This is a genomic window from Brevundimonas sp. CEF1, from assembly GCF_051353055.1.
GTDB lineage: Bacteria > Pseudomonadota > Alphaproteobacteria > Caulobacterales > Caulobacteraceae > Brevundimonas.
Map to the genome: position 1 here is coordinate 1,941,452 of NZ_CP195593.1, position 26,474 is coordinate 1,967,925.

Genomic DNA, 26,474 nt, shown 5'->3' on the forward strand with positions numbered 1-26,474 from the left:
GTCGCCATTGCGAACTAGCATCCGCGATATCCGCACTTCGCGCTCGTCCGCGAAGCCAAGCACGTCCGCCGCCTACGGGGATGCGGCCTCTCGACATTCCCGGAATACGCCACGCTCCGGGAACTGCACCTCGTCGCTAATGCGGTGAGGCAGCCGTCGCCAGCGTCTCGGCCTGCGCCAAGGCGCCGGGCCGCCGGTCGTGCGGATCGCGCACCGCGTAGAGACCGACCCCGGCGCAGCAGGCCATCAGGTCCAACTGCTCCGAAGGCGGCAGCGCGGCCACCACGCCCCAGAGGTCTTCCGGGCGCTCGGGCAGGCGCGCGCCCCACGCCTCGCACCGGTCGCTGACCCGGCGTCCGGCGGGGCCGTCCTCCACCCCCGGCGCCAGCCGCTCCAGCCCGGTCGTCGTCAACCGAAGCTGCAACGGCGTCCAGACGCCGTAGCCCGGATAGAAGACCTGCAGGGCGAGCGCGTGAACCACCGTCGCCAGCGCCGCATTCACATCGGCCTGCACCGCGTCGCGCAGACCCATGGTCTTGGGCGTCGTTCTCGGCGTCCACGATGACCCGCACCGGATGGGTCCGCTTGATGGCCTTGCGCTTGGCCAGCAGCCGCAGCCCCTGACGGCGCCCTTCGCCGATGGTGACGAGGTAGTTTCCGGTGGGCGCGCCCTCCCCGTCCCGCTCGATCTCGACCACGGGCGGCTGCAACACCCCCTTGGCCTTGATGGAGGCCGCGAAGGCCTCGATGGTCGCCGGGCTGTGCGGCGTCTTCCTCGCATTCTTCGGCGAGGCCTTGAGCCGGTTGAGCGGCACGGTGATCTCCGAGCCGTGCTGCGGCGCGGTCGCTTCGGTCGCGGCGGTTTCGATGGATTGAGCAGTCATGTCTGCCTCCTTTGGGCATGGGTTGCAGGGACGCGAACTGCGCGCCTGAAACCCTGCCCGTCGGCGAGACCGGGGTAGCAAGGGCCAGGGCGGACCGGCCGGAGGGGGATCGCCCGGCCTGCACAAGCCGACGACGATGATGAAAAGGAACAGCATGACCGCGCGGAAGGTCGGGGAGACCGGCCGGTCCGGCGGCGCAGCCGCTTCACCCTGACCCGCGCGAGGGCGGAGCCCTTAGCCTTCTGGGCGGCGTCCCGGCGTGCGCCTGTGGATGACGACGGCGGGCGCGCGAAGCCGGCTTGACCCCGCTTCGTGTTCTGCTTTTGTTCTTGCCATGCCCCTCCGCAAGACCGTCACCATCGAATGGCAGGACGCCGGCTCCAGCCGCGCCTATTTCGTGCGCCCGGGCAGCCGGTCGCGCCCGTGGATCTGGTTCCGGGACGGCGACGTGCCGGCCTTCGAGGAAACGTCCGCCCGCTTCGTGGTCGAGAAGCGCGGCGGACGCTGGGTCGCGGTCGAACGGGTGGACACCTGACCGCAGGGGTCGCCCATTGACGGCGGACGCCCGCGGGCCGATCAAGGCGGCTCGATTTCAAGGAGACCCGCGATGACCCTCAAGATCGCCGCCGCGGCGGCCGCCTTCCTCGCCCTCAGCGCCGGCGCGGTGCTCGCGGCGGAGGCCTGCGCCTGCTGCAAGGACATGGCCCCCGGCGCCGCCATGGAGTGCTGCGACGAGATGAACGCTCCGGCCCCGGCTCCGGACGCACCCGCCCCGGCTCCGGCGCCCGCTCCCGAAACGCCGCAGAGCGGCGGGCACGCAGGTCACACGCCCGGCTAAGCCGCGGCGTCATCGTCACCCAGGACCGCCATGAACCGTTCTCCGACCATCCTTGACCGCCGGTCCATCCTGAGCGGCCTGTCCCTCGCCGCCTTCGCCGCCCCGGCCCTCGCCGCGCCGCCGAAGCGGATGACCGCCTACAAGACGCCCTGGTGCGGCTGCTGCGGCGGCTGGATCGCCCACATGCGCCAGGCCGGCTGGACCGTCGAGGTCGTCGAGCGCGAAGATCTCGCGCCGACCCGGGCGCAACATGGCGTTCCGGACCGGCTGGCCTCCTGCCACACGGCGGTCGTCGGCCCCTATGCGATCGAGGGCCATGTTCCGGCCGGCGACGTCGACCGGCTGCTCAGCGAACGCCCCGGCGCCCGGGCGCTGAGCGCCCCCGGCATGCCGGCTGGCTCGCCGGGCATGGAAGCCGCCGGGCGCGAACCCTATACGACCGTCCTGATCCTCAACGATGGTTCAACCCGCGTGTTCGGCCGCCACAACGGCGCCTGACGCCCGAGGCGTCGCGGGTGCGTTCCTGTCCGCAGCCGCCAGCCTGACGCGCGACGGGTTGAGCCAGCTCTGCACCGGCCGGTCGAAGCCATAGCGGAACACCGCCGCGGCCGCGAAGGCGCCGATGAAACCGATCGACCACAGCGCCCAGCGAACCCCCGACGACAGGGCGTCCTGGCCCAGGGCGTCGAGCAGGCCGAACCAAACGATACGGGTGACCTCATTGGTCAGGAACATCGAGAACGACATCAGGGCCAGATGTTCGATCAGGCGTGACGGCCTGCGCACCGATACGGCCCCGGCGGCCCAGATGATCACGGTCATCAGGCCCAGCGACAACAGGCTGAAGGCGCCGAAGGCCTGAAGGATGACAAGCGCGATGGCGGCGCCGACCCCGATCGCGCCGGCCAGACGGGATGCGACATAGACGCGTGAACCGTAGAAGGCCGCCGCGACCCCGAGCAGGAACAGCGGCAAGGCGCGCAGGACGCCGTAGCGCATCGGCAGGCGGTAGATCGGATCGCCGAGCCACAGCGAGGCCGCGAGGTCGGCGCCGACGACCAGCAGCGTCGCGCCGATCACCACGGCGATCGGCGGCCAGCGCCACAGGGCCCGGCAGATCCAGGGCAGCAGGAGGTAGCAGGCAATCAGGGCCGAGAGCGTCCAGGTCGGGGCGTTCCACCCCTGCCCGCCCGGCACGCCCCAGGCCTGGAGCAGCAGCACCTGGGCCGGCAGCTGCGACCAGTCGAACCAGCGCGGGTTGCTGGGCGCGATCCCCGCCAGAGCCGCGCCGCCGACGAGGACGACGAGGATAAGGCTGACGACGAGGTGGGCCGGAATGACCCGCAGCAGCCGCTGGCGCGCATAGGCGCGCAGCGACGCCTGACCGGCGGCGAGCCGGTCGCCGTAGATGCGCGCCAGGACGTAACCGGAGTCGATGATGAAGAAGTCGGTGAGCAGATAGCCGCGGTCGATCACCGGATGCAGCTGGGGCAGCGGGACCGGCGAGGCCTCGCGGAAATGGTAGAGGATGATCAGCGCCCCGACGATGAAGCGGAGCGCGTCGAGCCAGCCGCCGCGGGCGATGCGCGGTGGGCGGGACTTCATCGGCGCGGCGTCGCTGCGGACCATGGGCGCAGCCTAGTCCGCAACGGGGCAAGGAATGGTTATCAGCGCGGGCCGCTCACTTCGCCACCGACCCGGGCTTTGGCCCCGGCCGTGTGATCATGGGCGTAGCCGCCGTCGTCACTCAGGCTTCTTCCCCCGCTCTCGTTTCGGCCCGGGAGTCGCGGAGGATGTCGACGCCGCCCTTCACGGCGATGCCGGCCACGATTAGGCCCACGACCAGATCCGGCCAGGACTGATCCAGCCACAGGACCAGGCCACCCGCGATCAGGATGCCGCCGTTGGAGGCGAAATCGTTGAAGCTGAAGGTCTCGGCGGCCTTCATGTTCACATCCTCGCTGCGTTGGCGCCGGATCAGTTCCAGGCACACCAGGTTCACGATGGCGGCGACCACCGCCATGCCCATCATCGTCCAGCCTATGGGCTCCGTCCCCATCAGCGTTCGTCTCAGCACGTCCAGCAGGACGCCCGCAGCGAAGATCAGCAGCAGGATTCCGGAGGCCCGGGCGGCGCGGGTCTTCCAGATCAGGGCGCGGCCCACCGCCAGAAAGCTGATGAGGTAGACGGCGGAGTCAGACGCATTGTCCAGGGCATTGGCCAGCAGAGCGCTGGAATCGGCGAGCAAGCCGCCGATCCCGAGCCCTACAAACAGGGCGGCGTTGAGGATCAACACCACCAGCAGGGTGCGGCGCTGGACGCCTTCCGTCTCGTCTCGTTCGCTCATCAATCCTCGATCCCTTCCGCCTTGCGATGCTTCACCGCCTTGGCGGCGAAGGTGGGCAACACCAGCAGTGTCAACGCAGTCGCCGTCAAAAGGCCCCCGATGACCACTGTGGCCAATGGTTTCTGGACCTCGGCCCCGGCCCCGTGGGCGATGGCCATGGGAATAAAGCCCACGATGGCCACCAGGGCGGTGGTCAGAACCGCCCGCAGGCGGCTGGACGCCCCTTCGATCGCGGCCTCACGCGGCGCCAGGCCCGCCGTCAGCCGCTCGCGGATGGCCTGCATCAGCACCAGGCCATTCAGGGTCGCCACCCCCGAGACGGCGATGAAGCCGACCGCCGCCGAGACGGAGAAGGGCATGCCGCGCAAGAGCAGCGCCAGGGCCCCGCCGACCAAGGCGAGCGGGACGCAGGCGAACACCAGACCGGCTTCAGCGAATGAGCCGAGGGCCATGAAAAGCAGGACCCCGATGAGGATGAATACGATCGGAACCACGAGGCCCAGACGCTGTTCGGCGCGCTTGAGATTCTCGAACTGACCGCCCCAATCGAGCCGGACGCCCGGCGGAAGATCGATCCGCTCCACCCGCGTCTGCGCATCCGTGACGAAACCGCCGAGATCCCGGCCGCGGACGTTGGCCTGCACCACCATGCGCCGACTGCCGTTGTCGCGGCTGATCTGGTTGGGCCCCTCGGCGGTCTGGATGCGCGCCACCGAGGACAGGGGCACCACCACGCCGGTCGAGGAGACGATCGGCAGGGCGGCCAGGCTGGTTGGATCGTTGCGGGTCGCCTCGGGCAGACGGACGACAACGTCGAAGCGCCGATCCCCTTCGAAGATGCGTCCAGCCTCTGTTCCGCCGATGGCGGTGGAGACCGCCTCCGAGACGTCCGCCGCCGACAGGCCGTAGTTGGCCGCCGCGAAGCGGTCGACGCTGACCGTCAGCGTCGGCAACCCCGACGCCTGTTCCACTCGAACGTCGGCGGAACCCGGTGTTTCCTCCAATGCGCGAGCCACCTGCTCGCCGACCCTCTGCAGGGTGTCGAAGTCGTCGCCGTAGACCAGCACCGCCAAATCGGTCCGGACGCCGGAGATCAGTTCGTTGAAGCGCAGTTCGATCGGCTGGCTGAACTCGAAATTATTGCCGATCTGCTGACTAACCGCCTCCTCAATGCGCTCGATGAGCGCCTCCTTTTCGAGGCCCGGGTCTGGCCAGTCGCCTCGGTCCTTGAGGATGATCACGCTGTCGGAGATGTTACGCGGCATGGGATCGACGGCGGCCTCCGCCGTGCCGGTGCGCGAGAACACCGTCTCCACCTCGGGCTGGGCCTTGACGACCCGCTCGAGGGCCATCTGCATAGCCAAGGACTGGTCCAGCGAAGCGGACGGCACCCGCAGGGCCTGCATGGCGATATCGCCCTCATCGAGGGTGGGAATGAACTCCCGGCCGAGGGTGGCGAAGGCCAGACTGCCGACGACCAAGGCGCCCAGGGCCGAGGCGAGCACGACACGGGGCTTGTCTACGGCGGCGCTGATCGCGGGTTGGATCCAGCGGCGGGCGAAGCGCAGGACGCGGGTTTCGTGCTCCTGCACGCGGTCGTTGGCGTCGAGGTGGGCGCTTTTCGGGTCGCGTACCAGCAGCGCAGTCATGGCCGGGACGAAGGTGAAGGAGAAGATGAAGGCGCCGACCAGGGCGAGCATGACGGTCGCCCCCATGGGAATGAAGGTCTTACCCTCCACGCCCTCGAGCATCAGCAGGGGGGTGAAGACCAGCAGAATGATCAGCTGGCCGAAGGCGGCCGGCTTCACCATCTGCCGGGCCGCGGCCATGGCGACGTCCAGTCGTTCGTGACGGCTGAGCATGCGGCCCAATTCCGCGCGCCGCCGGGTCATCATCAGCAGGGTATTCTCCACCACCACCACCGCCCCGTCGACCATCAGGCCGAAGTCGAGGGCGCCGAGGCTCATCAGGTTTCCGCTGATGCCGAAGCGGTTCATGCCGATGACGGCGAACAGGAAGCTGATCGGGATCATCAGGGCGGTGATGCTCGCCGCCCGCAGGTTCCCCAGCAGCAGGAACAGCACGACGATGACGAGCAGGGCGCCTTCGGTCAGATTGCGCGCCACCGTGCCGATGGTGGAGTTCACCAGGGCGCTTCGGTCGAGCACGGTCACCGCCTCGATCCCGGGGGGCAGGGTCTCGCGCACCTCCTCGAGGCGCTCTCCGGCGGCCTGGGCCACGGTGCGGCTGTTGCCGCCGGCGATCATCAAGGCCGTGCCGAGCACCGACTCGTGGCCATCGCGGCTCGCGCCGCCCAGCCGCGGAGCTTGCCCGACCTCGACCGTCGCCACATCGGCGACGCGCACCACCAGGCCGCCCCGGTTGACGACCGGGGCCTGGGCAAGATCCTCGACGGTGGAGGCCAGGGCGTCGGTCCGGACGGTCAGCGCCTCGCCGCCGCGCTGGACGTAGCCGGCTCCGGCCTGGGTGTTGGCCCGCTCCAGGGCCGTGACGAGGTCGCCCAGCCCCAGCCCATACGCTGACAGGCGGGCGGCGTCGGGGCGGACGGCGTATTCCTTCACATAGCCGCCGATGGTGTCGACGCCGGCGAGCCCGGGCGTCGTCCGCATCTGCGGCGCGACGATCCAGTCCTGAACAGTGCGCAGGTAGGTGGCGCGCGCCTCGGGCGTGGTCAACCGCTCCCCCTCGGGGGTCAGGTAGACGCCGCCTGGCTGCCAGCCGGGTTGTCCCGGCCGGGCGAGGTTGCGGCTGTTGAACGGCAGATAGTCCACGGTCCACATCAGGACCTCGCCGAGGCCGGTGGTGATCGGCGCCAATGCCGGCTCCACGCCCTCGGGCATGCTTTCGCGCGCCTGGGCGAGGCGTTCGGCCACCTGCTGGCGCGCGAAATAGATGTCCGTCTGGTCGGTGAAGATGACCGTGATCTGGCTGAAGCCGTTGCGGCTCAACGAGCGAGTGCTGGTCAGTCCGGGAATGCCGGCCATGGCCGTCTCGAGCGGATAGGTGACCTGCCGCTCGATCTGTTCCGGCGCGAGCGCCGGGGCGACGGTGGTGATCTGGACCTGCCGGTTGGTGATGTCCGGAACGGCGTCGATCGGCAGCTTGGTCAGTTCGAACAGACCGAGCGCGGCGACCAGCGCGGTCGCCAACACAACGAACCAGCGGAAGCGCACCGAGGCTTCAATGATGGATTTGAACATGCCGCGCCTCAGTCGTCATCGCCGGCCTCGCCCTTGGCGAGTTCGGCTTTCAAGAGAAAGGCGTTGGCGGCGGCGATGCGTTCACCCTCGTCGAGGCCGCGCAGGATCTCCGTGCGCCCTCCCGCCTGACGACCGGCCAGCACCGGGACGGCCCGGAAGCCGCCCTGGACCTGAACGAACACGACCGTCGCGCCTTCGATGGTCTGCACGGCTTCGCTGGGGACCGTCAGGCCGCCGGGGACGGCATCGCCCGTAACGATGGCGCCGGTGACGGCGGATCCCGTCGGCGGCAGCGACACCCCCGACGGCCGGGCGCGAATGATCGTCGCGCCGCTCTCGGCGCCGGCGCCGGGCGCCACGCCGGTGACGACGGCTTCGAATTCCCCGTTGGGCCCGGTCGCCCTCAGGCGCGATCCGGCGCGGACCTGGGCGGCCAGAGCCGGCGGCGCGTTGAAGACCAGTTCAATCCGCGCGGGGTTGGTGACCTCGGCGACGACGCCGCCCTGGGGGACAAAGCCTCCGGGGCCGACCTGCACCGAGGTGACGACGCCCGAAATCGGGCTGGTCACGCTCAGCCGTCCCGAAGCGTTTGGCGATCCGGCCGCCGAAGCCCTGGCGCGGGCGGCGCGCGCCGACGCCTCGGCGCTGAGCGACTGGGCTCGGGAGGTCTCCACCTCCTGCCGGGCCACCACGCCCTGGTCGGCCAGGTTGCGATCGCGGTGATAGGCCTGGCGCGCGGCTTCGGCCTGCGCCACCGCCGCGTCGGCGTCGGCGCGGAAGGTCGCGGCGTCGCCGCTGACCAATGTGGCGAGGGCCTGACCGGCGCGCACGGACTGCCCCGGCGCGACGAGCACGCGCTCGACCCGGCCGCCGACCGAGGCGGCCACGGCGGCGCGCGCATCGACCATGGGCTCGACGCGTCCCGCCAGCCGGGTCTCTGACCCGCCGCCGGCGCCGACGGCGACCACGGCGATGCCGGCGGCGCGGATCTGTTCGGCCGTGAGCGCCACGACGCCTTCGGGGGCCTCGGCGCCCTCGCCTTCCGCGTGCCCCTCCTCTTCCGCGTGACCGGCCTCGCCCTCGGCGGCCGGCCGCGCGTCGCGATTGAGAGCCAGGAACAGCCCGCCGCCTCCGAGCAGGACGACGGCGGCGACGCCGCCAATGAGCAGCGTTCTGTTGGATTGCGGCTTGCGCATTATTGGACCCCTCCGAAGGGTGCGCGCGCTTGCAGGCGCGCGAGATCGATTTCGGCGCGGACGCGCGCCAGGCGGGCGTCGACGGCGGCGTTGCGGGCGGTGATGAGGGCGGCGCGGGTTCCGCGCAGCTCCAGTTGCGAGATGCGGCCGGCCTCGAAGCCGATCCGGGACAGGCGATAGGCTTCCTCGGATGAGGTCACGCCGGCGTCGGCGGCCGCGACGCGGCTCACCGAGGCGTTCAGCCGGGCGACCGCGGCCTGACCGTCGGCCTCGGCCTCCTGGCGCGCGCCGGCCAGGCGGGCGTCCGCGGCGCGGAACTCGGCCTGGGCCGCGTCGATATTGCCGCGGTTCCGGTCGAACAGGGGCAGCGGCATGCTGATGCCGAAGGTCAGCGCTGTCGCATCCTCGGCTTCGTAACGCCGAACGCCGACGCTGGCGCTGACATCGGGCCGCGCGCGCACTCGCTCGACGGCGATCCGCCGTTCGGCCGCTTCGCGTTCGGCCTCGGCGACGCGAACGGCCGGCGCCCCGGGAGCGGCTTCGATGGCCGTCCGGGTCGGCGCGTCGTCCAGCAGGCTGTCGACGATCGAGGTGACCGGCGCGGGCAGCATCGCGACAGCCGTCAGGCGGGCGAACGCCGCGTCCCGCTCGGCCTGCGCCTCGTCACGGGTCGCGCGGGCCGCCGCCGCCTCGCTCTCGGCCTGGATGCCGCGCAGCATGGGCTCGCGTCCCTCCTCCACGAGCACCAGGGCGGCGCGGGCGTCCGCGATGGTCAGGCTGAGCGCCTCCTCGGCCAGGGCGAAGCGCCGCTCGGCGGCTTCCGCTTCGGCGTAGGCGAGTGCGAGCCGTCCGGCGGCGTCGACGACCGCCTGATCGCGACGCAGCGAAGCCGTTCCGGCCTCCGCCCGCGCCACCTCGACCCGGGCGCCGCGCCGGCCCCACAGTTCGAGGTCCTGGGTGAGCGAGAGCGTGGTCTCGGCGTTGTCGTAGCCGGAAAAGGGACCGCTGCCGAAGGCGTTCTCCGCCTCGAGGGCGGCGGTCGGGTTGGGCCGCACGCGCGCCTGGCGCACCCGGGCCTCGGCCGCTTCGAGCAAGGCGTCGGCCTCGGCCGCGGAGGGGCTGGCCCCTATGCGCTCAAGCAGGGTCCGGAAGGATGGCGCGGGATCGGCCCAGGCCGGGCCGGTCAAGGCGGTCGTCAGGGCGACCACAGCGCAGCCGACCGCGAAAGGCGGCAAGCGGCGAATAGGGGATGGCATGTCTCATGTCCCGGAAGGTTGACGTGAAGGGCGCGCGCGAACGCGAGGTCACGTCAGGTTCTGGGCGGGCGCATGGGACCGGCGGGCATCCGGGAGGCCGGCGCCTGATCGAGCGATGGCGCCAAGGGCGCGCGATCGAGGGCCATCGACCTCATGTCGTCAATCGCCGGCGGCGCGGTAATGCCGCAATGGTGGCAATGGCCGTGGGCGCAGGCGACCTGACCTGCTGCGTCCTTGCGTTCGCCGTGACCTGTATCGGACACAGCGACGACGTCCGACGCGGCCAGGCCTTGCAAGCTTCCGGTCTCGGGTGCGCAGGCGAAGGCGTCGGCTGCGGAAACCAGGACGAACAGGGCCAGGAACGACGCGAGCAGCGCCGCCATCCACCCATGCCTAGTCGAGGGAAACCCCATGCCGTCCCATAACACGGTGCGCCGCGACATCAATCGCCTCATCGTCGCACCGCCCGATACAGAGAGATGGATCCGGTGGCGGTCGGGATGACATCGAGCACTTGAACCTGTGTGAAGCCGGCCTCGGCCATCAGCGTAGGCAGAACGCCGTCGGCGTTCGGTTGGGTTTTTTCGTAGCCGTCCAGAGACTGCACCAGGCGGAAGAGCACGCGCATCGCACCCGACTGGCGGCCGTAGTCCGCGACATGCAGCGTTCCGCCCGGCTTGAGCGCCCGCAGGCTCGCGGCGAGGCCCGCTCGCTTCTCGGCCATGGGCAGCTGATGGAAGACCAAGCTGGAGACCACCTTGTCGGCGGCGTCCTCGCCCAGGAGCGCCGCCACATCGCGCGAAAACCCCTGGATGAAACGGACGGCCTGACCTGCAGCGGCCGTCTTCGTCTCGGCCCGCCTGAGGATGTCGCCGTCGGGATCGAGGCCGAAGATGCGCGCGTCCGGCGCCCGGTTCGCCATGGCGATCGCGAATGAGCCGGTTCCACATCCAAGATCGATGATCGTCTCGCCAGGGGACGGAGCCACCTGTTCGAGAAGGCGGCTCCGCCACAGCGGTTCCCGGGTCAAAAGCGCGATGGCCGGATCATACAGCCCGCTCAGGGCTGTATGGCCGAGCGCGGGGGTGAAGTTCGCGGTCACGCGGCGGCCTTCAGTTCTTCGCGGGACTGACGAATGATCGACCAGCCGGATTGCAGGAAGACCACCGCCAGGATCGCGCCGGCGATCAGGTCGGGCCAGCGAGAGGCGGTCAACCAGACGGCCACGCCCGTGGCCGCGACCACCAGGCTCTGGATCAGGTCGTTGCGCGTGCACAGCCAGACCGAACGGACATTGGCGTCGCCTTCGCGATGGCGGACCAGCAGCAGCGCGGCCAGGGCGTTGGCGAAAAAGCCCAGGGCGCCCAGGCCGGTGATGACGACGCCTTCCGGGGGCGCCCCCGAGGTCGCCCGCCAGATCGCGTAGCCAAGGATGAACAGCGCCAGCGCCGCGAGGCTGGCGCCCTTGATGATGGCGGCCCCGGATCTCACGGCGACCGAGCGCCCGATCACGGCCAGGCTGATGCCGTAGGTGGCGGCGTCGGCCAGGAAGTCGAGGGCGTTGGCACCCAGCGAGGCCGAGCCCTGCAGGGCCGCGCCGCCGGCGATGGCCAGGAAGGCGGCGCCGTTGATAGCGATCACCGCCATCAGGATGCGGCGATAGGCCGGCGTGGCGCCGTCGAACTTGACGGCCGCGCCGCAGCCGCAGCCGGCGGCCGCCGGTTCGGGGGACGAGAGGGAGTCAGTCATCGAAGTCCGCCTTTCACCACGAGAATGCATCCTCCAGTCGCTCGAGGATCAAGAACAAAAATGGATGCCTCGCCCAAAAAGACGCGGTTTGGCGGAACCGACTTGATCCTCTAGTAGCTAGAGGACGCACAATCGGACGAAATCCACAGGAGGCCTCATGATCACGATGCACCCGTCGCGACGCGGTCCCAGCCGCATGCGGGCGATCGCCTTCTCGTTCTTCATGCTGATCGCCGCTCTGGATCAGGCCGCCAAGGCCGCGGCTCGCGCCCGACTCGAGAGCCCGGTGGACCTCACGCCGTTCCTCGCGCTGCGTTTGGGATTCAATCCCGGCGTCACCTTTGGCCTGTTCGCAGACTCGGGCGCGGTGGGACGATGGGCCCTGAGCGCCGTGGCATTCCTGATCATCGGCGTCCTGCTGACCTGGATCTGGCGTACGCGAAGCGCCGTCACGGCGGTCGCGGCGAGCCTCATCGCCGGTGGAGCGCTCGGGAACCTGCTCGATCGTCTGCGCTCCGGCGCGGTGACGGATTTCATCGATCTTCATTGGGGCGACGCGCACTGGCCGACCTTCAACCTCGCCGATGCGGCCATTGTTTGCGGCGTGGCGCTGCTCCTCCTGACCGTCCGGGGCTCGGACGGCCGCCCGGCGACGTCGACCCTGGGACGGGCGGCGCGATGACCTTTTCCGCCGAACAGAAGGCGATCGCCGTCCGTTCGGGGTTGGCGATTCTCATCACCGCTGCGGCGGTGGCGTCAGCTTGGCTATGGCTTTCGCCACGTCTCCTGGGCGCCGCGCCGGACATGGCGACAGCTGATCGGCTGGCCTACGCCCTGAAGGCGGACCTCCTCGTTTTCCTGTGGCTCGCCGGTTGTTTGAGGGCCGTGGCGAGCATCCGGTTCCGGTCCGACGCCGACCGGCCGGGTTCCGCCTATGCGGCGCCCAGCTCGAGGCTCGCCGTGCCTGCCGCCGTGCTTCAGAACACCCTGGAGCAGACGGTCCTGGCGGTGGGCGCCCACCTGGTGCTCGCCACCGTGCTGCGCGGCGAGGAGATGGTCGTGCTGCCGGTGCTGGTCGCCCTCTATCTGATCGGCCGCGTGTTGTTCGCCCACGGTTATGCCCGGGGCGCGGCGGCCAGGGCCTTCGGCATGGCCCTTACCGGCGCTTCCACGATCGCCGCCTTCGGCGCCGCCATCGTCCTCATGGGGCTGGGCCGATGATCCTTTTCCGTCCTGCGCCTGCCGCCCTTCAGCCCGCTGCTGCGAGATGATGCGATGACCCTGCCCTCCCCGGCCTCGTCCGGCCTGCGCCCTATCGGCAAGCTCGCCGCGGCCACCGGCGTCAAGGTCCCGACCATCCGCTTCTACGAGGAGATCGGCCTGCTTCCCGCCGCCCCGCGCACCGCCAGCGACCGGCGGATGTATGACGACGCGGCGGAACGCCGCCTGTCGTTCATTCGGCATGCACGGCAATTGGGCTTCGATCTGGACTCGATCCGCTCCCTGCTGGATCTGTCCGATCACCCTGATCGGCCCTGCGCCGAAGCCAGCATCCTCGCCGAACGTCATCTGGCGGAGGTGACGCATAAGATCGCCCGACTCCGGGCCCTGCAACGCGAGCTTTCGCGGATGACGGCGGAATGTGCCGGCGGCCGCGTGTCCGCCTGCAAGGTGATCGAAGCCCTGCACGATCCCTCGGCGCCGGTTTGAAGACGAACCCGACCCGGGTTTGCACCGCTCCTCGGCCTCGCCGTGCAGGTCGGCGCTGAAGGTCAGAACGGGCCCGGGATGATGCAGGAGCCATTGGGTCACCGCGACGTTTTGAGTAATCCCGCGGCCCTCGTCGCGCTCCCTTCGTCCATGGAGGACTTCGATGGCGCATCGATCGACACAGCGACACGCCGATCAGACGTTCGCCCTTTTGACGGACCCGTACAGGCGCATCTCCCGCCTGTTCGAGCAGGCCGGCGCGGACGCAATCGAGACCCGTCTGGCGCTGAAGGAGACGGCCTGTCTGAGAGGGCGCGAAGCGGCCCAGGTCTTCTACGACGAGACCCGCATCTCGCGCGCGGGCGCCATGCCGGCGCCTGTCCGACGCACACTGCTCGGCGAAGGCGGCGTCCAGGGCCTGGATGGCGAAGCGCACCGCGCCCGCAAACGCGTGTTCATGGCTCTTATGTCGCCGGAACGGATCGCGCGGCTGGGCGACCTGTTCGAGGCGGAATGGCGACGCGCGGCCGTTGAATGGGCTGGCCAGGAAGAGATCGTGCTGTACGACGCCCTGCAGCCGGTGCTCACCCGCGCCGTCTGCCGCTGGGCGGGGGTGCCGCTGAATCCCGACGACGAAGCGAAACGGGTCAGTCACCTCAGGGCGCTGTTTGACGCGGCAGGATCGCGGGGGCCTCGCCACCTGTGGTCGAGGTACGCGCGGCGACGCGTCGACGCCTGGCTGGCCTCGATCATCGAGGGCATTCGCGCCGGACGACTGGCGCCGGATCCAGACACCGCCGCCTACGCCTGGGCCTGGGCGAGCGCGGATGATGGCGAACCGTTGGCGGCCCGGACGGCGGCGGTCGAACTGGCCAATGTGCTGAGGCCGACCGTGGCGACCTCGGTCTATATCGTGTTTGTGGCGCACGCGATGCAGGCGCACCCCGCGGCGGCCCGTCTGGCCACCGCGGACGCCGGCCGCCGCCGCGCCTTCGTTCAGGAGGTGCGACGCCTTTATCCGTTTTTCCCGGCGGTGATCGGGCGTGTGCGCGCGCCGTTTCGCTGGCGCAACCTTGACTTCCCGGTGGGTCGGCAGGTGATCCTCGATCTCTATGGCTCCAATCACGATCCTGCCGTCTGGACCGATCCCGACGAATTCCGGCCAGAGCGTTTCATCGACGGCTCCGGGGACGCGTTCGGCCTGATTCCCCAAGGCGGCGGGAACGCCCTGACCGGTCACCGTTGTCCCGGCGAAAGCATCGTCGTCGAATTGATGGAGCGGGCCCTCGGCTTGCTCGCCGGCCTGAACTACCGGCTGCCGGCTCAGGATCTGGAGATCGACTTCCGCCGCCTTCCGGCCCTCCCCAGGAGCGGGTTCCGAATGATGACGCGTCGGACTTCCCCGCGTGAGGGCGGCGCCTGATGTTTGCTCATGCGGGTGGCCGGCGCCTTCGTCCCTCTTTCACTTACAGCGAAGGCTGACGCGATGGCTTCGATGACATCCTATGACCTGGTGATAATCGGCGGCGGGCCGGGCGGGTACCCCTGCGCCATCCGGGCGAGCCAGCTCGGCATGTCGGTGGCGGTTATCGACGACCGGGAACTCCTCGGTGGAACCTGCCTGAACATCGGGTGCATTCCGTCAAAGGCGCTGCTGCAGGCCACAGAGCGGCTGGAGATGGCCCGCAATCTCGAGGCTTTCGGCGTCCTGGTCGACAATGTGCGGGCCGACCTTGCAGGCGTCATGCGGCACAAGGCCAGGGTCGTGACGGAGCTTGGTGAAGGGGTCGCCTACCTCCTGCGCAAGAACAAGGTCACCCGCCTGCAGGGCCGCGGCCGGCTGCTGTCGCGCGACCGTGTGGAAGTGAGCGCCCCGGACGGCAGCTTCGAGGTGCAGGTCCGCAAGGCGATCGTGCTCGCCAGCGGATCGAAAGCGGCGACGTTGCCGGACCTGCCCATCGACGAGCAGCGGATCGTCACCTCGGCGGGCGCCCTCAGCCTGACGGCGGCGCCGCGCCATCTGGCGGTGATCGGCGGCGGCTATGTCGGACTGGAGCTGGGCTCCGTCTGGCGCCGTCTCGGCAGCGAGGTCACCGTCGTCGAGGTGCTCGACCGGATCGCGTCCGGCGTTGATTCAGAGATGTCGACGGCGCTGCACAAGGTGCTCGAGGCCCAGGGCTTCCAATTCTGCCTGGCGCACAAGGTGGTCGGATCGCGAATGGAGGCGGACGACGTCGTCCTTGAGGTCGAGCCCATGGGAGACGGCGCGCGAGGAACCATCAAGGCCGATGTCGTGCTCGTGTCCATTGGCCGACGTCCCGCCACCGACGGACTCGATCTGGAGACGGTCGGCATCAAGCCGGACCCAAGGGGCTATATTCCGGTCGACGACGGCTTTCGAACCAGCGCCGAAGGGGTCTACGCCATCGGCGATGTCATCGGCGGCGCCATGCTGGCCCACAAGGCGGAGGAAGAAGGGATCGCCCTTGCCGAGCGCCTTGCCGGCGCCGCGGGCCATGTCGACTACGGAACGATCCCGGCCGTCGTCTACACCTGGCCGGAACTGGCCTCAGTCGGGCGCACCGAGGACGACCTCAAGGCGGCCGGCGTGGCCTATCGCGTCGGGCGCTTTCCGTTCTCGGCAAACGCCATGGCCAAGGCGCGGTTGGAGAAGAACGGGCTGGTCAAGGTGTTGGCGGACGCCGGCACGGACAGGATTCTCGGCGTGCACATCCTGGGGCCGGACGCGGGCAGCCTGATCCATGAAGCGGTCGCCGTCATGCAATTCGGCGCGGCGGCCGAAGACGTGGCGCGGACGAGCCATGCGCATCCGACGCTTCCGGAAGCCTTGCGCGAGGCATGCCTGGCTGTGGCCGACCGCACGATCCACCTGTAACGACCGCCCGTCGCGTGGCTGCCCGGGCTGGCCGCGCGGCGCCGAGGCGTCCCGGCGGGCGTAGAGGACCCGTAGCCGCCTACGAGCCCGGCCGCGTCGCGAATAAAGCGCGACAGCGTCGCCGCCTGAATGCTAATGCGAGCCGTTCACATCTGGATTGACCATGCGTCCTCCGCTCCGTCTGCTTGCCCTGCTGTTCGCCCTGGGGCTGGCCGCGCCCGCCCTGGCCCAGACGCCGTCCGCCTCCGAGGCCCAGGTCGCCTGGCGGCTGCTCGACTATGTAGCGGTCGACTACGCCGGCGCGGTGGCCGACGGTCAGGTGACCAATCCGGCCGAATACGGGGAGATGATCGAGTTCGGCGGCCAGATCCGGACCCGCCTGGACGCCCTGCCGCCGAATCCGGCCAAGGCCGGTCTGGTCCGCGACGCCGAGGCCCTGCAGGCGGCCATCAGGGACAAGGCGGATCCGCGCGTCGTTGGCGACCGGGCCAAGGCGCTCGCCGGCGCGGTGCTGACGGCCTATCCGAGCCCGCTGGCGCCTTCGTTCCCGCCTGATCTGGCCCGCGGCGCGACGCTCTATGCCGAGCAATGCTCGGTCTGCCATGGCGTGACCGGACGCGCCGACGGCCCGGGCGCCGAGGGGCTTGATCCGCCCGCGATCGCCTTCGCGGATGTGGAGCGCGCCCGTCAGCGCAGCGTGTTCGGCCTCTACCAGGTCATCGATCAGGGGCTGGAGGGCACGGCGATGGCCAGCTTCGCCCATCTGCCGGCCGAGGACCGCTGGGCCCTGGCCTTCTACGTGGGCCGGTTCGCCTTCACCGACGCCGAAGCCGCCGAAGGTCGACGCCTCTGGGAGAGCGACCCGGCGATCCGCGCCGTCTTCCCGGACCTGGCCGCCCTCACCCAGGCGACGCCGGCCGAGCTGGCGACAAGGATCGGCGAGACGAAGGCACGGGCGGTCACGGCCTACCTGCGCCGCCACCCGGAGGCGACGGTCCGCGCCGAGGGATCGACCCTGTCCCTGGCCCGGACGCGACTGGCCGAAAGCGAGGCCGCCTATCGCCGGGGCGATCGCAGGGCCGCGACCGACCTGGCCCTGTCGGCCTATCTCGACGGCGTCGAACCGATGGAGCCGGCGCTGGGCGCCCGCGACGGCGCCTTGCTGCGGCGGGTCGAGACGGCCATGACCGACCTGCGCGTCTCGATCAGCAGGGGCGCGCCGGCCCAGGAGGTCGCGGACCGGGTCGCCCGCGCGAACGCCCTGCTGGACACGGCCGAACGCGCACTCGCGCCCCAGGAGGCGGACAATCTCGCCAGCTTCCTCGGCGCCTTCACCATCCTGCTGCGCGAAGGTCTGGAAGCCATCCTCATCGTGGTGGCGATGATCGCCTTCCTCAGGAAGGCCGAACGTCCCGAGGTGCTGCGCTACGTCCACGGCGGCTGGGTGGCCGCGCTGGTCGCCGGCGGCGCCACCTGGGCGGCCGCGACCTTCTTCATCTCCATCAGCGGCGCCAGCCGGGAGCTGACCGAAGGGTTCGGCTCGCTTCTGGCGGCCGTCGTGCTCGTCTCGGTCGGCATCTGGATGCACGGCAAGTCGCACGCCGACGCCTGGCAGACCTATATCCGCGACAAGCTCTCTCACGCCCTGTCGAAACGGTCGGCCTGGTTCCTGTTCCTGCTGGCCTTCGTGGTGGTCTACCGCGAGGTGTTCGAGACCATCCTGTTCTATGCGGCGATCTGGAGCCAGGGCGGCCATCTCGGCATGCTGGCCGGCGCCCTTACGGCGGTGGCGATCCTGGCCGTGGTGGCCTGGGCCTTGCTGGCCTACAGCAAGCGCCTCCCGATCGGCCGGTTCTTCTCCCTGAGCTCGATCCTGATGGCCATCCTGTCGGTCGTCCTCGTCGGCAAGGGGGTGGCGGCGCTGCAGGAGGCGGGCTGGCTCGATGTCCATCCGCTGGCGTGGATCCCCCGCATCGAGATCCTCGGTCTTTATCCGACGGTCGAAGGCGTCGCCGTTCAGCTTCTGACGATCGCTATCCTCGTGGTCGGCTTCTCCCGGCATGCGGCGCCGAAAGGCGCGCGCCCAGCCTCTTGAGCGGGCGTCTGAGGCCCTCAACTGCGACCCGTTGGCAGGGTTTCGGAGCTGCTTGGGCGCCGATAGCCGCGCAGTCCGCGGATACCCAAGGTGCGGGGCCGCAGCCGATAGCGTGCGGAGACCACCCTTGGTGCGGAGATTAGGCGCCCTATTCTCCGCACTTCGCGCGGAGAATAACCTTGCTCTTGCGGCGAATAGCGCCCATATTCTCCGCAAGGAGTGCGGGGAATGGCGCAATACATCCATGAGATCGAAGGCTGGCCGCGTCTGGACTGGCGCGCTGACGCGCTTGCCGATCGCCTCGCAGCCGTCCGTCATCGCCAGGGCCTTCTGCTTGGCCGGATGCACACGCTCGGCTTCGACCTCCGCGCTGAAGCCGTCCTCGAGACCCTTACCGAAGATGTCCTGAAATCCAGCGAAATCGAAGGCGAGCTGCTCGACAAGGATCAGGTGCGATCCTCCATCGCCCGCCGCCTCGGCATGGATATCGGGGCCCTCGCCGCCGCGGATCGCAACGTCGAAGGCGTCGTCGAAATGATGCTCGACGCGACCCAGAACTTTGCGTCTCCGCTCACCGAGGAACGGCTGTTCGCCTGGCACGCCGCCCTGTTTCCGACCGGGCGCAGCGGCATGACGAGGATCGTCGTCGGCGCCTGGCGCAACGAGAGCTCCGGCCCGATGCAGGTCGTCTCGGGCCCCTTCGGACGAGAGCGCGTGCACTATGAAGCGCCCCTTGCCGACCGTCTGCAGGACGAGATGCGGGCGTTCCTCGACTGGTTCAATGACGAGCCGCGGACGGATCCGGTCCTCAAGGCCGCGATCGCCCACCTGTGGTTCGTGACCATCCACCCGTTCGACGACGGGAACGGCCGGATCGCGCGGGCGATCGCCGACATGGCGCTCGCCCGCTCCGAGAAAAGCGCTCAACGCTTCTACAGCATGTCCGCCCAGATCAGGCTGGAGCGCAAGGACTACTACGCCACCCTGGAGGCGACCCAGAAAGGCGCGCTGGACGTGTCCCTCTGGCTGGACTGGTTCCTCGGCTGCCTCGATCGCGCGTTCGATGGCGCGGAAACCACCCTGACGCATGTCATGCGCAAGGCGCGCTTCTGGGAGGCGCTAGCAGGTCAGACGTTGAGCGAGCGCCAGAGCACGGTCATCAACCGGCTGCTCGACGGCTTCGAAGGCAAGCTCACCTCGACCAAATGGGCGGCGCTGACGAGGTCCTCGCCCGACACGGCCCTGCGCGACATCAACGATCTGGTGGGGCGGGGCATCCTCGTGAAGGATGAAGGCGGCGGGCGCAGCACAAGCTATTCGCTGGTCGATCGAGGATAGGCGGGACCGCACGACGCCGGCACGGCACTTCGCCAGGTCGGTCGCTCAAGACCCGAGCCTCAACAGGGAGGATCGCAATTCGCCACATCTGGCGAGTTACCGCCAACAACCCGCCTAATTCGCCAGAAGTGGCGAATTACCACCTTTGCCAGGCGCGCGACGCCGCAAGGCGCCGCCGACGCGGCCTCACGCCTGACGCGCGATGGCGATGGCGGAGAGATCCGCTGCGGCCTCGACCGGACTGCCGGCCGCCTTGCGCTCGGAGTAGCGGTCCACGAGCTGGGTGGCGTGCGGTCGAGTGAGGACAGTGAAGCGCACCAGCTCCTCCATCACATCGACGATGCGCTCATAGTAGGCCGAAGGCTTCATCCGGCCGACCTCGTCGAACTCCTGAAAGGCCTTGGCCACGCTCGACTGGTTGGGAATGGTGATCATCCGCATCCAGCGGCCCAGAAGGCGCAGGGTGTTGACGGCGTTGAAGCTCTGGGAACCGCCCGACACCTGCATCACCGCGAGCGTGCGGCCCTGGGTCGGGCGCATGCCGCCCAAACTCAATGGCAGGTGATCGATCTGCAGCTTCATCAGTCCGGAGACCTGGCCGTGCCGTTCCGGACTGCACCAGACCATGCCCTCCGACCACAGGGCGTGCTCGCGCAGCTCGCGCACCGCCGGATGGTCGTCGTCGCCGGGCGAGCCCGGCAGAGGCAGGTCGGAGGGGTCGAAGATGCGGGTCTCGCATCCCATGCGCTGCAGCAAGCGGGCCGCTTCCTCGACGCAGAGCCGCGAATAGGAGCGCTCGCGCAGCGACCCGTACAGGAGAAGGATGCGTGGCGGGTGGTCGTGCGGACCCAGGCCGGCGGCCGGGTTGCTCGACAGATAGGCCGCGTCCAGGGCCGGCAGATGATCGGGATCCGGCAGCGGCCGCAGGCGGGCGAAGATCATCCGAGATCCTTGGTCAGATAGGCGGCCGAGGCCGGGCAGATGTCTGCGAACTCGCGGGTTCGCCGGATCGCGGCGGGCGCGGCCGCCCGATCTGCGGCGGCGAAGCCGCGCCGGGCGAAGAAGGGCTCGGCCGTCGTGGTGAGCAGGTGGAGCCGTTCTCCGCCCAGCTCGCTCGCCGCGGCCTCGGCGGCGCTCAGGATCCGGCTCCCGAGCCCCCGCGAATTCAGGCCAGCGAGTACGACCAGGGAGCGCAGCAGCAGGTCCCGCCCCTCTCCTTCCAGGCCGACGTAGCCGGCCAGGGCGCTGTCGTCGTCGGCTCGGAAGTAGCGGCCGGCCCCGGGCTCCGGCAGGCCCTCGCCCTGCAGGGCCGCGATCAGGCCGGCGTCATCCGCGTCCAGGAGATGCAGCACGACCATCAGGCGGCGTCCGCCGGCGGGGCCGTGTCCGGAAACCAGCGTCGGCCCATCCACAGCGCGACCGAGACCAGAAGGATCAGCACCGGCACCTCGACCAGCGGACCGATGACCGCAGCGAAGGCGACCGGCGAGGTCAGCCCGAAGGCCGCGATGGCCACCGCGATGGCCAGCTCGAAATTGTTCGAGGCGGCGGTGAAGGCCAGGGCGGTCGTGCGCGGGTAGTCGGCATCGATCAGCTTGCCCATGAGGAAGCTGACCACGAACATGACGAGGAAGTAGATGGTCAGGGGAATGGCGATGCGCAGGGCGTCCAGCGGCAGGGCCACCACCTCGCCGCCCTTCAGGCTGAACATGACCACGATGGTGAACAGCAGGGCGATCAGGGTGATCGGTCCGATGCGCGGCAGGAAGCGCCGCTCGTACCAGTCGGCCCCGCGGCGGGCGATCAGGCTGCGCCGGGTCAGGAAGCCGGCCAGGAAGGGAAGACCGAGGTAGACGAGAACGGCGCCGGCGATGGTCCAGACGCTGACGTCCACCACGCTGCCCTGCAGGCCGAACAGGGGCGGCAGGACGGTGAGGAAGACCCAGGCGTAGAGGCTGAAGAACAGGATCTGGAAGATCGAGTTGAACGCGACGAGACCGGCGACATACTGGTCGTCGCCCCGCGCCAGTTGGTTCCAGACCAGCACCATGGCGATGCAGCGCGCCAGCCCGATCAGGATCACGCCGGTCATGTATTCCGGCTGGTCGCGCAGGAAGATGACCGCAAGGGCGAACATCAGCACAGGGCCCAGCACCCAGTTCTGGAACAGGGACAGGGCCAGCACCCGCTTGTCGGCGAAGACGCGCGGCAGTTCCTCGTACCGGACCCTGGCCAGCGGAGGATACATCATCAGGATCAGGCCGATGGCGATCGGAATGTTGGTGGTCCCGACCGAGAGGCCGTCGACCCAGGCGGGCAGGCCGGGAACCAGAGTCCCCAGTGCGACGCCCAAAGCCATGGCGGCGAAGATCCATCCCGTCAGCCAGCGGTCGAGAAAGGACAGGCGGCGCGGCGGGGCCGCGTCGGTGACCGGCGTATCGATCATCGCGCCACCCGAAGGCCAGCCGCCTCGATGACGACCTCGCCGTCCTCCTTGGTGAACCGCTTGAGATCATCGGCGGGCAGGAGGTCCAGAACGGCCTCGGACGGTCGGCACAGGCCGACGCCGAGAGGACTGACGACGATCGGGCGATTGAGCAGGATCGGATGGGCCTCGATCGCATCGAGCAACTGATCGTCTGTCAGGCCCGGGTCCCCGAGGCCCAGGTCGGCGAAGGGCGTGCCCTTGTCGCGCAACAGGTCGCGCAGCGGCTTGCCGGTTCGTTCGGCCAGCCAGGCGATCATGACGCGCGATGGCGGCGACCTCAGATACTCGATGACGTGCGGCTCGATGCCGACGTGGCGAATGAGCTCCAGAGCGTTGCGCGACGTCCCGCAGGCCGGGTTGTGATAGATGATGACGTCCACGGGATCCTCAGGCGCAGCAGGGGGTCAGTTCGGCCAGCAGAGGCTCGCATAGCTCCGCCCGGCCGCCGCAGCAGTCCTTGAGCAGGAACAGGACCAGGTCGCGCAGCCGGTCCAGATCGGCCCGGTAGATGATCGACCGGCTGCGACGCTCCGATTTGATAAGTCCCGCTCGGGACAGCACCCCCAGATGCGACGACAGGGTATTGGCCGGGATCGCCAGATGGTTGGAGATGTCACCGGCCGGCAGACCGGCCGGTTCGTGCCGCACGAGAAGTCGGAACGCCTCCAGCCGCGTCGACTGCGCCAGGGCGGCGAGAGCAAGAATCGAGGCTGCGGTTTCCATATTTCCGAACTAGTCGAACTATAGAAATGTGCAATCCCCGCTCTGCAGCCGGCCGTAAGCTTACGGTGGAGAGTTTGGCGGCTTGGCCTGCCGCAGCCTTTCGAGTTCGATTCCCATGACAACATGGAGATCTTCGATGGCCCAGGCCGACCCGCCGCTGAGGCGCACGATCAAGAAGCCGCAGCTCCGTCAGATGGTGCCATTGGCGGACAGCACCATCTGGGAGATGGAGCAGCGCGGCCAGTTTCCCCGGCGCTTCCTGCTGACCCCGCGCTGCGTGGTCTGGGACCTGGCCGAGGTGGAAGCCTGGCTGGCGCTTCGGCGGGCCAAGCCGATCCGCCGGGCGCCGCCGCCCGATGTCCGCAAGCGGATCACCCGCCCGGTCAGAGCCGCGGATCGAAACGAGGGCCGGCCGTTTCCGGGATAGTCAGATCCGGCGTGAATCCGCGCCCCGCCTCCCAGGCGTCCACGGCGTCTGACCACTGCTGGGCCATGTGGCGCCGCTGGGCCTCGAATTCGGCCTTGTTGTACACGCCGCGGGAAGATCGCTCTTCGTGGGCGAGGCATTTCTCGATCCAGTCCGAGTTGAAACTCATCTCGTGCAGGAGCGTGGAGGCCGTCCGGCGCAGGTCGTGAACCGTGAAGGGCTCCAGGGGCAGATCGCGCTCGCGCGCCAGCTCGGCGATGGCGCTGGTCACCCGGTTGAAAGTCGCCCGCGACATCGGCGCGTCGGCGTCATAGCGCGACGGCAGGATGTAGCGAGAGTTCCCGGCGCAGGTCTTCAGCGCGATCAGGATGTCGAGCATCTGGGTCGACAGGTAGACGTTATGCGGCCGCGACCGCTTCATCCGCTCTTTCGGGATCGACCAAACTGCGTTCTCGAAATCGACCTCGTCCCAGGTCCCGTCCTGCAATTCGCTCTTCCGCACCATGCTCAGCAGGATGAACTTCAGCCCGAGACGGATGGTCGGCAGGGTGGCCACCTCCCCCAGCAGGTTCAGCGCGATCCGGATCTCGCTCGGCGACAGCGACCGGTCCCGCGGCCGGAAGGTCGCGATGGACGCCGGCCCGACCCCGTCGGCGGGATTGTCGATCTTCTCGCCGTGCAGGATGGCGTAGGCGTAGATTTGTTTGACGATGTCGCGAACATGGATGGCCGTCGCCGGGGCGCCGCGATCCACAATGGTCATGCAGTGCGCTCTCAGGTCGTTCGGCGTGATCTCGTTCAGGAGCCGGTTTCGCCATTCGGGCAAAACCTCTCGGTTGAAGATCGACCGTCGCATCTGGCGCGTGCTGTCGGCCATCGGAGCGTGGTCCATCCACCGGATCGCCACCTGTTCAAACCGCTGGGCCTCTCTCAGCCTGCGTTTCACGCGTTGCTTGTCCAGCGCCGGTGAAACGCCCTCGGCGATCAGGCGCTTCGCTTCACGCAGCTTTTCCCGCGCCTCCCCCAGGGAGAGTCCCGCCGGACCGTAGGAACCGAAGGTCACCGTCTCGCGCCGCCCGTTGAAGCGATAGTCGTACCGGAAAGCGATGCCGCCTGTCGGTGTTACGAGCACGTACAAACCGTCCCTGTCGGTCTTTTTGTACGCTTTTGATTTCCCTCGCGTATTTCGCAATTCTGTGTCGGTTAGCATGCGAATTTTACTCCAAAAGACCGTCAGGCGTTTTCGGGGTCTTCGGCAGCGATTTCTTCAAGAAACTCATAGGCTTGTTTCAGAAAAAAGACCGTCAGGACGCCCTCAGCCCTATGAGGGTATGAATCGGGGGGTCGAGAGGCAACGGGAGAAAGACCGTCTGGCATACCGACACACGGGTTCGCTGCCCCTCGATAGATACCGAGAGGCAGCGAACATATTTTTCTTGTAAGTCAGTGTTTTAGTGGTAGATTCGGAAGTGGCGTCGAAAGGCACCGAAAGCTCTGAATCATTCCCTGACTCTCCGCCTGGGCCGACGGGTCCAACTGAGGAGCCCGCGGCGATGCTTACCGCAGATGTCCGGGTATGACGAAACAGGAGCGCCGCCCTCTCGGTTCAAAAAAGTCAAAGACACCGGCCGCGCCTCTTCATAGGCTGTTCGCCTGGATGACCGTGGAAGGCGATGGAGGGGGCGGATGGCTGAATATCAACTCATCCTAGACGACGGACGCAGCACCGACTTGATGGCCGAAACCGTTGAGGCGGTCGACCCCGCAGAAGCGCAACTCCTGGCGCAACTGCGCTTCGCAGCCAGTCCGGACCTGTTCAGCATCCTGGTGACGCGACGCGGAATGGAAGTGGCGCTCGTCAGGCGGCCCCAGTAACCGCCGCCAATCGGCGCGAGCCCGATCGGCCTGGAGGCGACGTCCGGAGCAGGCGGACAGGCCCGCGATGGTTTCTCGGCAGAAAAAAGGGGCCGTCATGCGGCCCCGAAGTTCATAGGGAGGAAAACGCCCCAGGAAGGGCGACACCGAACTTATGTTGCAGCGCAGCATCGTGCAAGCTTCGTTCATCGACGAATGAATAGCCGCCGGCAGGAACGCCTGAACCTGTCCAGGCCCGGCGGCCCGGACGCCGGGCGAAACACTCTCCTGGCTGCCATATTTCAAATATCACACGATATGCGACTCGAATATCGTGTGATATGTGAGTTGATGTTCCACGACGACGGCAAAGGTCACGACGCTATGAGGGTCAACCGGAAGGAAGCGCAAGGGCGGACCCGACGTCGCCTCTTGGCGGCCGCCCACGCCTCGATCGTCGAGGAGGGCGTAGCCGCCCTGTCGATCCGCAACATCTGCGGCGCGGCCGGTCATTCCCAGGGCGCCTTCTATTCCAACTTCGCCACCAAGGACGACCTGCTCGTCGAGATCATGGAGACGCACATCCATGACGAGGTGATGTTCCTCCGCGATCTGATCCGCCGCGCCGATGGAGACGACATCGAACGGACCCTGCTTGGTCTGGCGGGCCGATTGTCCGATCTGGCGGCCCAACCCGAATGGTCCCTGCTGTCCGTGGAGTTGCAATTACACGCCCGTCGGGATCCCGACTTCGCCGAACGACATCGCGAGAGCAAGGCGTCCTGTTATCGACTGTTCGGCGACCTCATAGAGGAACTGGCTCAAAGGTTCGACCTGCGCCCTCTCCTGCCGCCGTTCCAGGCCGGGATCGGTCTTTACGGCCTCTGGATGGGGCTGGCGGTCCAGGGGGATATCGAAGGAGCCGCCGCCCGGGACGCCATGTTGCTGGCCTTCTTTCGCGCCACCGCGGGCCTGCAGGCCAGCCCTCTCGAAAGCGTCCGGGGATGACCTCCGTCCTGCCGAGGCATCGTCGAATCGGCTGTCATCCGTCCGGCGCGCCCCTGAAGGGCGAGGTGGACGAACAGCGGCGGTTCCACCTTTGCTTCCAGGCGCAGGACGAGGACATCGACGAACTCGGCCATGTGAACAATGCGGTCTGGATCGTCTGGATCCAGGACGCCTCGGTGGCGCACTGGTTCGCCATGGCCTCCCCGGGCGATGTGGACCGCTACGTCTCGGTGGTTCTGCGTCATCAGGTCGATTACCGCGGCAGTATCGCGGCCGAAGAGGCGGTGACCGCCGTCACCTGGGTCGAGGACTCGCTCCGCGGCGCGCGCTACCGGCGCCGGATCGACTTCATTGACGTCAAGGGCCGGGTCGTCGTCGCGGGCCTGGCCGAATGGGCCGTGATCGATCGATGCACCCACAAGCTTGTTCGCGTCGTGCCTGACA

Annotated in this window: 28 protein-coding genes and 2 pseudogenes; 14 read left to right on the forward strand and 16 right to left on the reverse strand. The window is 68.6% G+C overall.

The features are described from left to right. Positions 1 to 136: 136 nt before the first annotated feature. Both ACR9FL_RS10020 and ACR9FL_RS10025 read right to left on the reverse strand, forming a co-directional pair. Positions 137 to 532: a hypothetical protein gene (locus ACR9FL_RS10020; RefSeq protein ID WP_436358183.1), complete on the reverse strand. Its 396-nt coding sequence runs from the start codon at positions 530 to 532 to the stop codon at positions 137 to 139. Between the two features lie 73 nt (positions 533 to 605). Next, positions 606 to 1,040, reverse strand: a pseudogene (locus ACR9FL_RS10025) (ParB N-terminal domain-containing protein); the annotation flags it as partial. A 178-nt stretch (positions 1,041 to 1,218) separates the two neighbouring features. Here ACR9FL_RS10025 and ACR9FL_RS10030 point away from each other — a divergent pair. From ACR9FL_RS10030 to ACR9FL_RS10040, 3 genes are all read left to right on the forward strand, one after another. Beyond that, positions 1,219 to 1,419 (forward strand): hypothetical protein, encoded by a 201-nt coding sequence (locus tag ACR9FL_RS10030; RefSeq protein ID WP_066550996.1) that lies wholly within the window; start codon positions 1,219 to 1,221, stop codon positions 1,417 to 1,419. Positions 1,420 to 1,491: 72 nt separating this feature from the next. After that, positions 1,492 to 1,722: a hypothetical protein gene (locus tag ACR9FL_RS10035; protein ID WP_054765671.1), complete on the forward strand. Its 231-nt coding sequence runs from the start codon at positions 1,492 to 1,494 to the stop codon at positions 1,720 to 1,722. Positions 1,723 to 1,752: 30 nt separating this feature from the next. Further along, a complete protein-coding gene (locus ACR9FL_RS10040; RefSeq protein ID WP_054765670.1) occupies positions 1,753 to 2,220 on the forward strand; it encodes a DUF411 domain-containing protein in 468 nt (155 codons plus the stop codon). On the opposite strand, the gene ACR9FL_RS10045 is transcribed toward ACR9FL_RS10040, so the two are convergent. The 8 genes from ACR9FL_RS10045 to ACR9FL_RS10080 all read right to left on the reverse strand — a co-directional run bounded on the left by ACR9FL_RS10045 (position 2,185) and on the right by ACR9FL_RS10080 (position 11,491). Beyond that, entirely contained in the window at positions 2,185 to 3,351 is a 1,167-nt protein-coding gene (locus tag ACR9FL_RS10045) for an acyltransferase family protein (RefSeq protein WP_191555599.1), read from the reverse strand. The two genes, ACR9FL_RS10040 and ACR9FL_RS10045, sit on opposite strands and share 36 nt — an antisense overlap. Before the next feature lie 118 nt (positions 3,352 to 3,469). Further along, the gene (locus tag ACR9FL_RS10050) at positions 3,470 to 4,069 is read right to left on the reverse strand and encodes a cation transporter (RefSeq protein ID WP_054765668.1); all 600 of its coding nucleotides are present in this window, start codon (positions 4,067 to 4,069) and stop codon (positions 3,470 to 3,472) included. Next, positions 4,069 to 7,290, reverse strand: a complete 3,222-nt coding sequence (locus ACR9FL_RS10055; protein WP_054765667.1) for an efflux RND transporter permease subunit — start codon at positions 7,288 to 7,290, stop codon at positions 4,069 to 4,071. Before ACR9FL_RS10055 ends, ACR9FL_RS10050 begins: the two co-directional genes overlap by 1 nt. A gap of 8 nt (positions 7,291 to 7,298) precedes the next feature. Continuing rightward, positions 7,299 to 8,486, reverse strand: coding sequence for an efflux RND transporter periplasmic adaptor subunit (locus ACR9FL_RS10060; protein ID WP_066624849.1), 1,188 nt, complete (start codon positions 8,484 to 8,486; stop codon positions 7,299 to 7,301). Next, entirely contained in the window at positions 8,486 to 9,742 is a 1,257-nt protein-coding gene (locus tag ACR9FL_RS10065) for a TolC family protein (RefSeq protein WP_054765665.1), read from the reverse strand. The genes ACR9FL_RS10060 and ACR9FL_RS10065 overlap by 1 nt, the downstream gene beginning before the upstream one ends. A gap of 53 nt (positions 9,743 to 9,795) precedes the next feature. Continuing rightward, positions 9,796 to 10,125, reverse strand: a complete 330-nt coding sequence (locus ACR9FL_RS10070) for a hypothetical protein (protein ID WP_066624846.1) — start codon at positions 10,123 to 10,125, stop codon at positions 9,796 to 9,798. Between the two features lie 68 nt (positions 10,126 to 10,193). Then, positions 10,194 to 10,844 (reverse strand): class I SAM-dependent methyltransferase, encoded by a 651-nt coding sequence (locus tag ACR9FL_RS10075; protein WP_436355494.1) that lies wholly within the window; start codon positions 10,842 to 10,844, stop codon positions 10,194 to 10,196. Continuing rightward, positions 10,841 to 11,491 (reverse strand): cation transporter, encoded by a 651-nt coding sequence (locus ACR9FL_RS10080; RefSeq protein ID WP_054765662.1) that lies wholly within the window; start codon positions 11,489 to 11,491, stop codon positions 10,841 to 10,843. Before ACR9FL_RS10080 ends, ACR9FL_RS10075 begins: the two co-directional genes overlap by 4 nt. A 157-nt stretch (positions 11,492 to 11,648) precedes the next feature. Here ACR9FL_RS10080 and lspA point away from each other — a divergent pair, with 157 nt between their 5' ends. From lspA to ACR9FL_RS10115, 7 genes are all read left to right on the forward strand, one after another. Next, positions 11,649 to 12,173, forward strand: coding sequence for a signal peptidase II (gene lspA / locus ACR9FL_RS10085; RefSeq protein ID WP_082382684.1), 525 nt, complete (start codon positions 11,649 to 11,651; stop codon positions 12,171 to 12,173). Then, positions 12,170 to 12,712 carry an MAPEG family protein gene (locus tag ACR9FL_RS10090; protein ID WP_054765661.1) on the forward strand — a complete coding sequence of 181 codons (543 nt, stop codon included), beginning with the start codon at positions 12,170 to 12,172 and terminating at the stop codon, positions 12,710 to 12,712. Before lspA ends, ACR9FL_RS10090 begins: the two co-directional genes overlap by 4 nt. A gap of 54 nt (positions 12,713 to 12,766) precedes the next feature. Then, the gene (locus tag ACR9FL_RS10095) at positions 12,767 to 13,201 is read left to right on the forward strand and encodes a MerR family transcriptional regulator (protein ID WP_054765660.1); all 435 of its coding nucleotides are present in this window, start codon (positions 12,767 to 12,769) and stop codon (positions 13,199 to 13,201) included. A gap of 163 nt (positions 13,202 to 13,364) precedes the next feature. After that, positions 13,365 to 14,624, forward strand: coding sequence for a cytochrome P450 (locus tag ACR9FL_RS10100; protein ID WP_054765659.1), 1,260 nt, complete (start codon positions 13,365 to 13,367; stop codon positions 14,622 to 14,624). Between the two features lie 72 nt (positions 14,625 to 14,696). Further along, a complete protein-coding gene (gene lpdA / locus ACR9FL_RS10105; protein ID WP_197273300.1) occupies positions 14,697 to 16,097 on the forward strand; it encodes a dihydrolipoyl dehydrogenase in 1,401 nt (466 codons plus the stop codon). Between the two features lie 163 nt (positions 16,098 to 16,260). Beyond that, the gene (locus ACR9FL_RS10110) at positions 16,261 to 18,192 is read left to right on the forward strand and encodes an FTR1 family protein (RefSeq protein WP_436355495.1); all 1,932 of its coding nucleotides are present in this window, start codon (positions 16,261 to 16,263) and stop codon (positions 18,190 to 18,192) included. A 228-nt stretch (positions 18,193 to 18,420) separates the two neighbouring features. Beyond that, positions 18,421 to 19,530, forward strand: a complete 1,110-nt coding sequence (locus ACR9FL_RS10115) for a Fic family protein (protein WP_128115441.1) — start codon at positions 18,421 to 18,423, stop codon at positions 19,528 to 19,530. 186 nt (positions 19,531 to 19,716) lie between these two features. On the opposite strand, the gene arsH is transcribed toward ACR9FL_RS10115, so the two are convergent. Genes arsH through ACR9FL_RS10140 form a run of 5 tightly spaced genes read right to left on the reverse strand, consistent with a single transcriptional unit; the run spans position 19,717 to position 22,741 of the window. Then, positions 19,717 to 20,472, reverse strand: a complete 756-nt coding sequence (gene arsH / locus ACR9FL_RS10120) for an arsenical resistance protein ArsH (RefSeq protein WP_436355496.1) — start codon at positions 20,470 to 20,472, stop codon at positions 19,717 to 19,719. Further along, complete coding sequence (locus ACR9FL_RS10125) at positions 20,469 to 20,888, reverse strand: GNAT family N-acetyltransferase (protein WP_003169309.1); 420 nt, start codon at positions 20,886 to 20,888, stop codon at positions 20,469 to 20,471. The genes arsH and ACR9FL_RS10125 overlap by 4 nt, the downstream gene beginning before the upstream one ends. After that, a complete protein-coding gene (gene arsB / locus ACR9FL_RS10130; protein ID WP_054765657.1) occupies positions 20,888 to 21,976 on the reverse strand; it encodes an ACR3 family arsenite efflux transporter in 1,089 nt (362 codons plus the stop codon). Before arsB ends, ACR9FL_RS10125 begins: the two co-directional genes overlap by 1 nt. Continuing rightward, entirely contained in the window at positions 21,973 to 22,398 is a 426-nt protein-coding gene (gene arsC / locus ACR9FL_RS10135) for an arsenate reductase (glutaredoxin) (protein WP_003169312.1), read from the reverse strand. The genes arsB and arsC overlap by 4 nt, the downstream gene beginning before the upstream one ends. A gap of 7 nt (positions 22,399 to 22,405) precedes the next feature. Next, the gene (locus tag ACR9FL_RS10140) at positions 22,406 to 22,741 is read right to left on the reverse strand and encodes an ArsR/SmtB family transcription factor (protein ID WP_003169314.1); all 336 of its coding nucleotides are present in this window, start codon (positions 22,739 to 22,741) and stop codon (positions 22,406 to 22,408) included. A 136-nt stretch (positions 22,742 to 22,877) separates the two neighbouring features. Between ACR9FL_RS10140 and ACR9FL_RS10145 the strand changes: the two genes are divergently transcribed. Next, a complete protein-coding gene (locus tag ACR9FL_RS10145) occupies positions 22,878 to 23,168 on the forward strand; it encodes a helix-turn-helix transcriptional regulator (protein WP_066624841.1) in 291 nt (96 codons plus the stop codon). Here ACR9FL_RS10145 and ACR9FL_RS10150 read toward each other — a convergent pair. Beyond that, positions 23,125 to 24,378, reverse strand: coding sequence for a tyrosine-type recombinase/integrase (locus ACR9FL_RS10150; RefSeq protein ID WP_436355497.1), 1,254 nt, complete (start codon positions 24,376 to 24,378; stop codon positions 23,125 to 23,127). The genes ACR9FL_RS10145 and ACR9FL_RS10150 overlap by 44 nt on opposite strands. Before the next feature lie 476 nt (positions 24,379 to 24,854). Between ACR9FL_RS10150 and ACR9FL_RS10155 the strand changes: the two genes are divergently transcribed. From ACR9FL_RS10155 to ACR9FL_RS10165, 3 genes and pseudogenes are all read left to right on the forward strand, one after another. Then, positions 24,855 to 25,043: a hypothetical protein gene (locus tag ACR9FL_RS10155; protein ID WP_003169318.1), complete on the forward strand. Its 189-nt coding sequence runs from the start codon at positions 24,855 to 24,857 to the stop codon at positions 25,041 to 25,043. 330 nt (positions 25,044 to 25,373) lie between these two features. Next, positions 25,374 to 26,030 carry a TetR/AcrR family transcriptional regulator gene (locus tag ACR9FL_RS10160; RefSeq protein WP_436355498.1) on the forward strand — a complete coding sequence of 219 codons (657 nt, stop codon included), beginning with the start codon at positions 25,374 to 25,376 and terminating at the stop codon, positions 26,028 to 26,030. Further along, positions 26,027 to 26,425: pseudogene (locus ACR9FL_RS10165) on the forward strand (acyl-CoA thioesterase); the annotation flags it as partial. The gene ACR9FL_RS10160 and the pseudogene ACR9FL_RS10165, both read left to right, overlap by 4 nt. Positions 26,426 to 26,474: the final 49 nt, after the last annotated feature.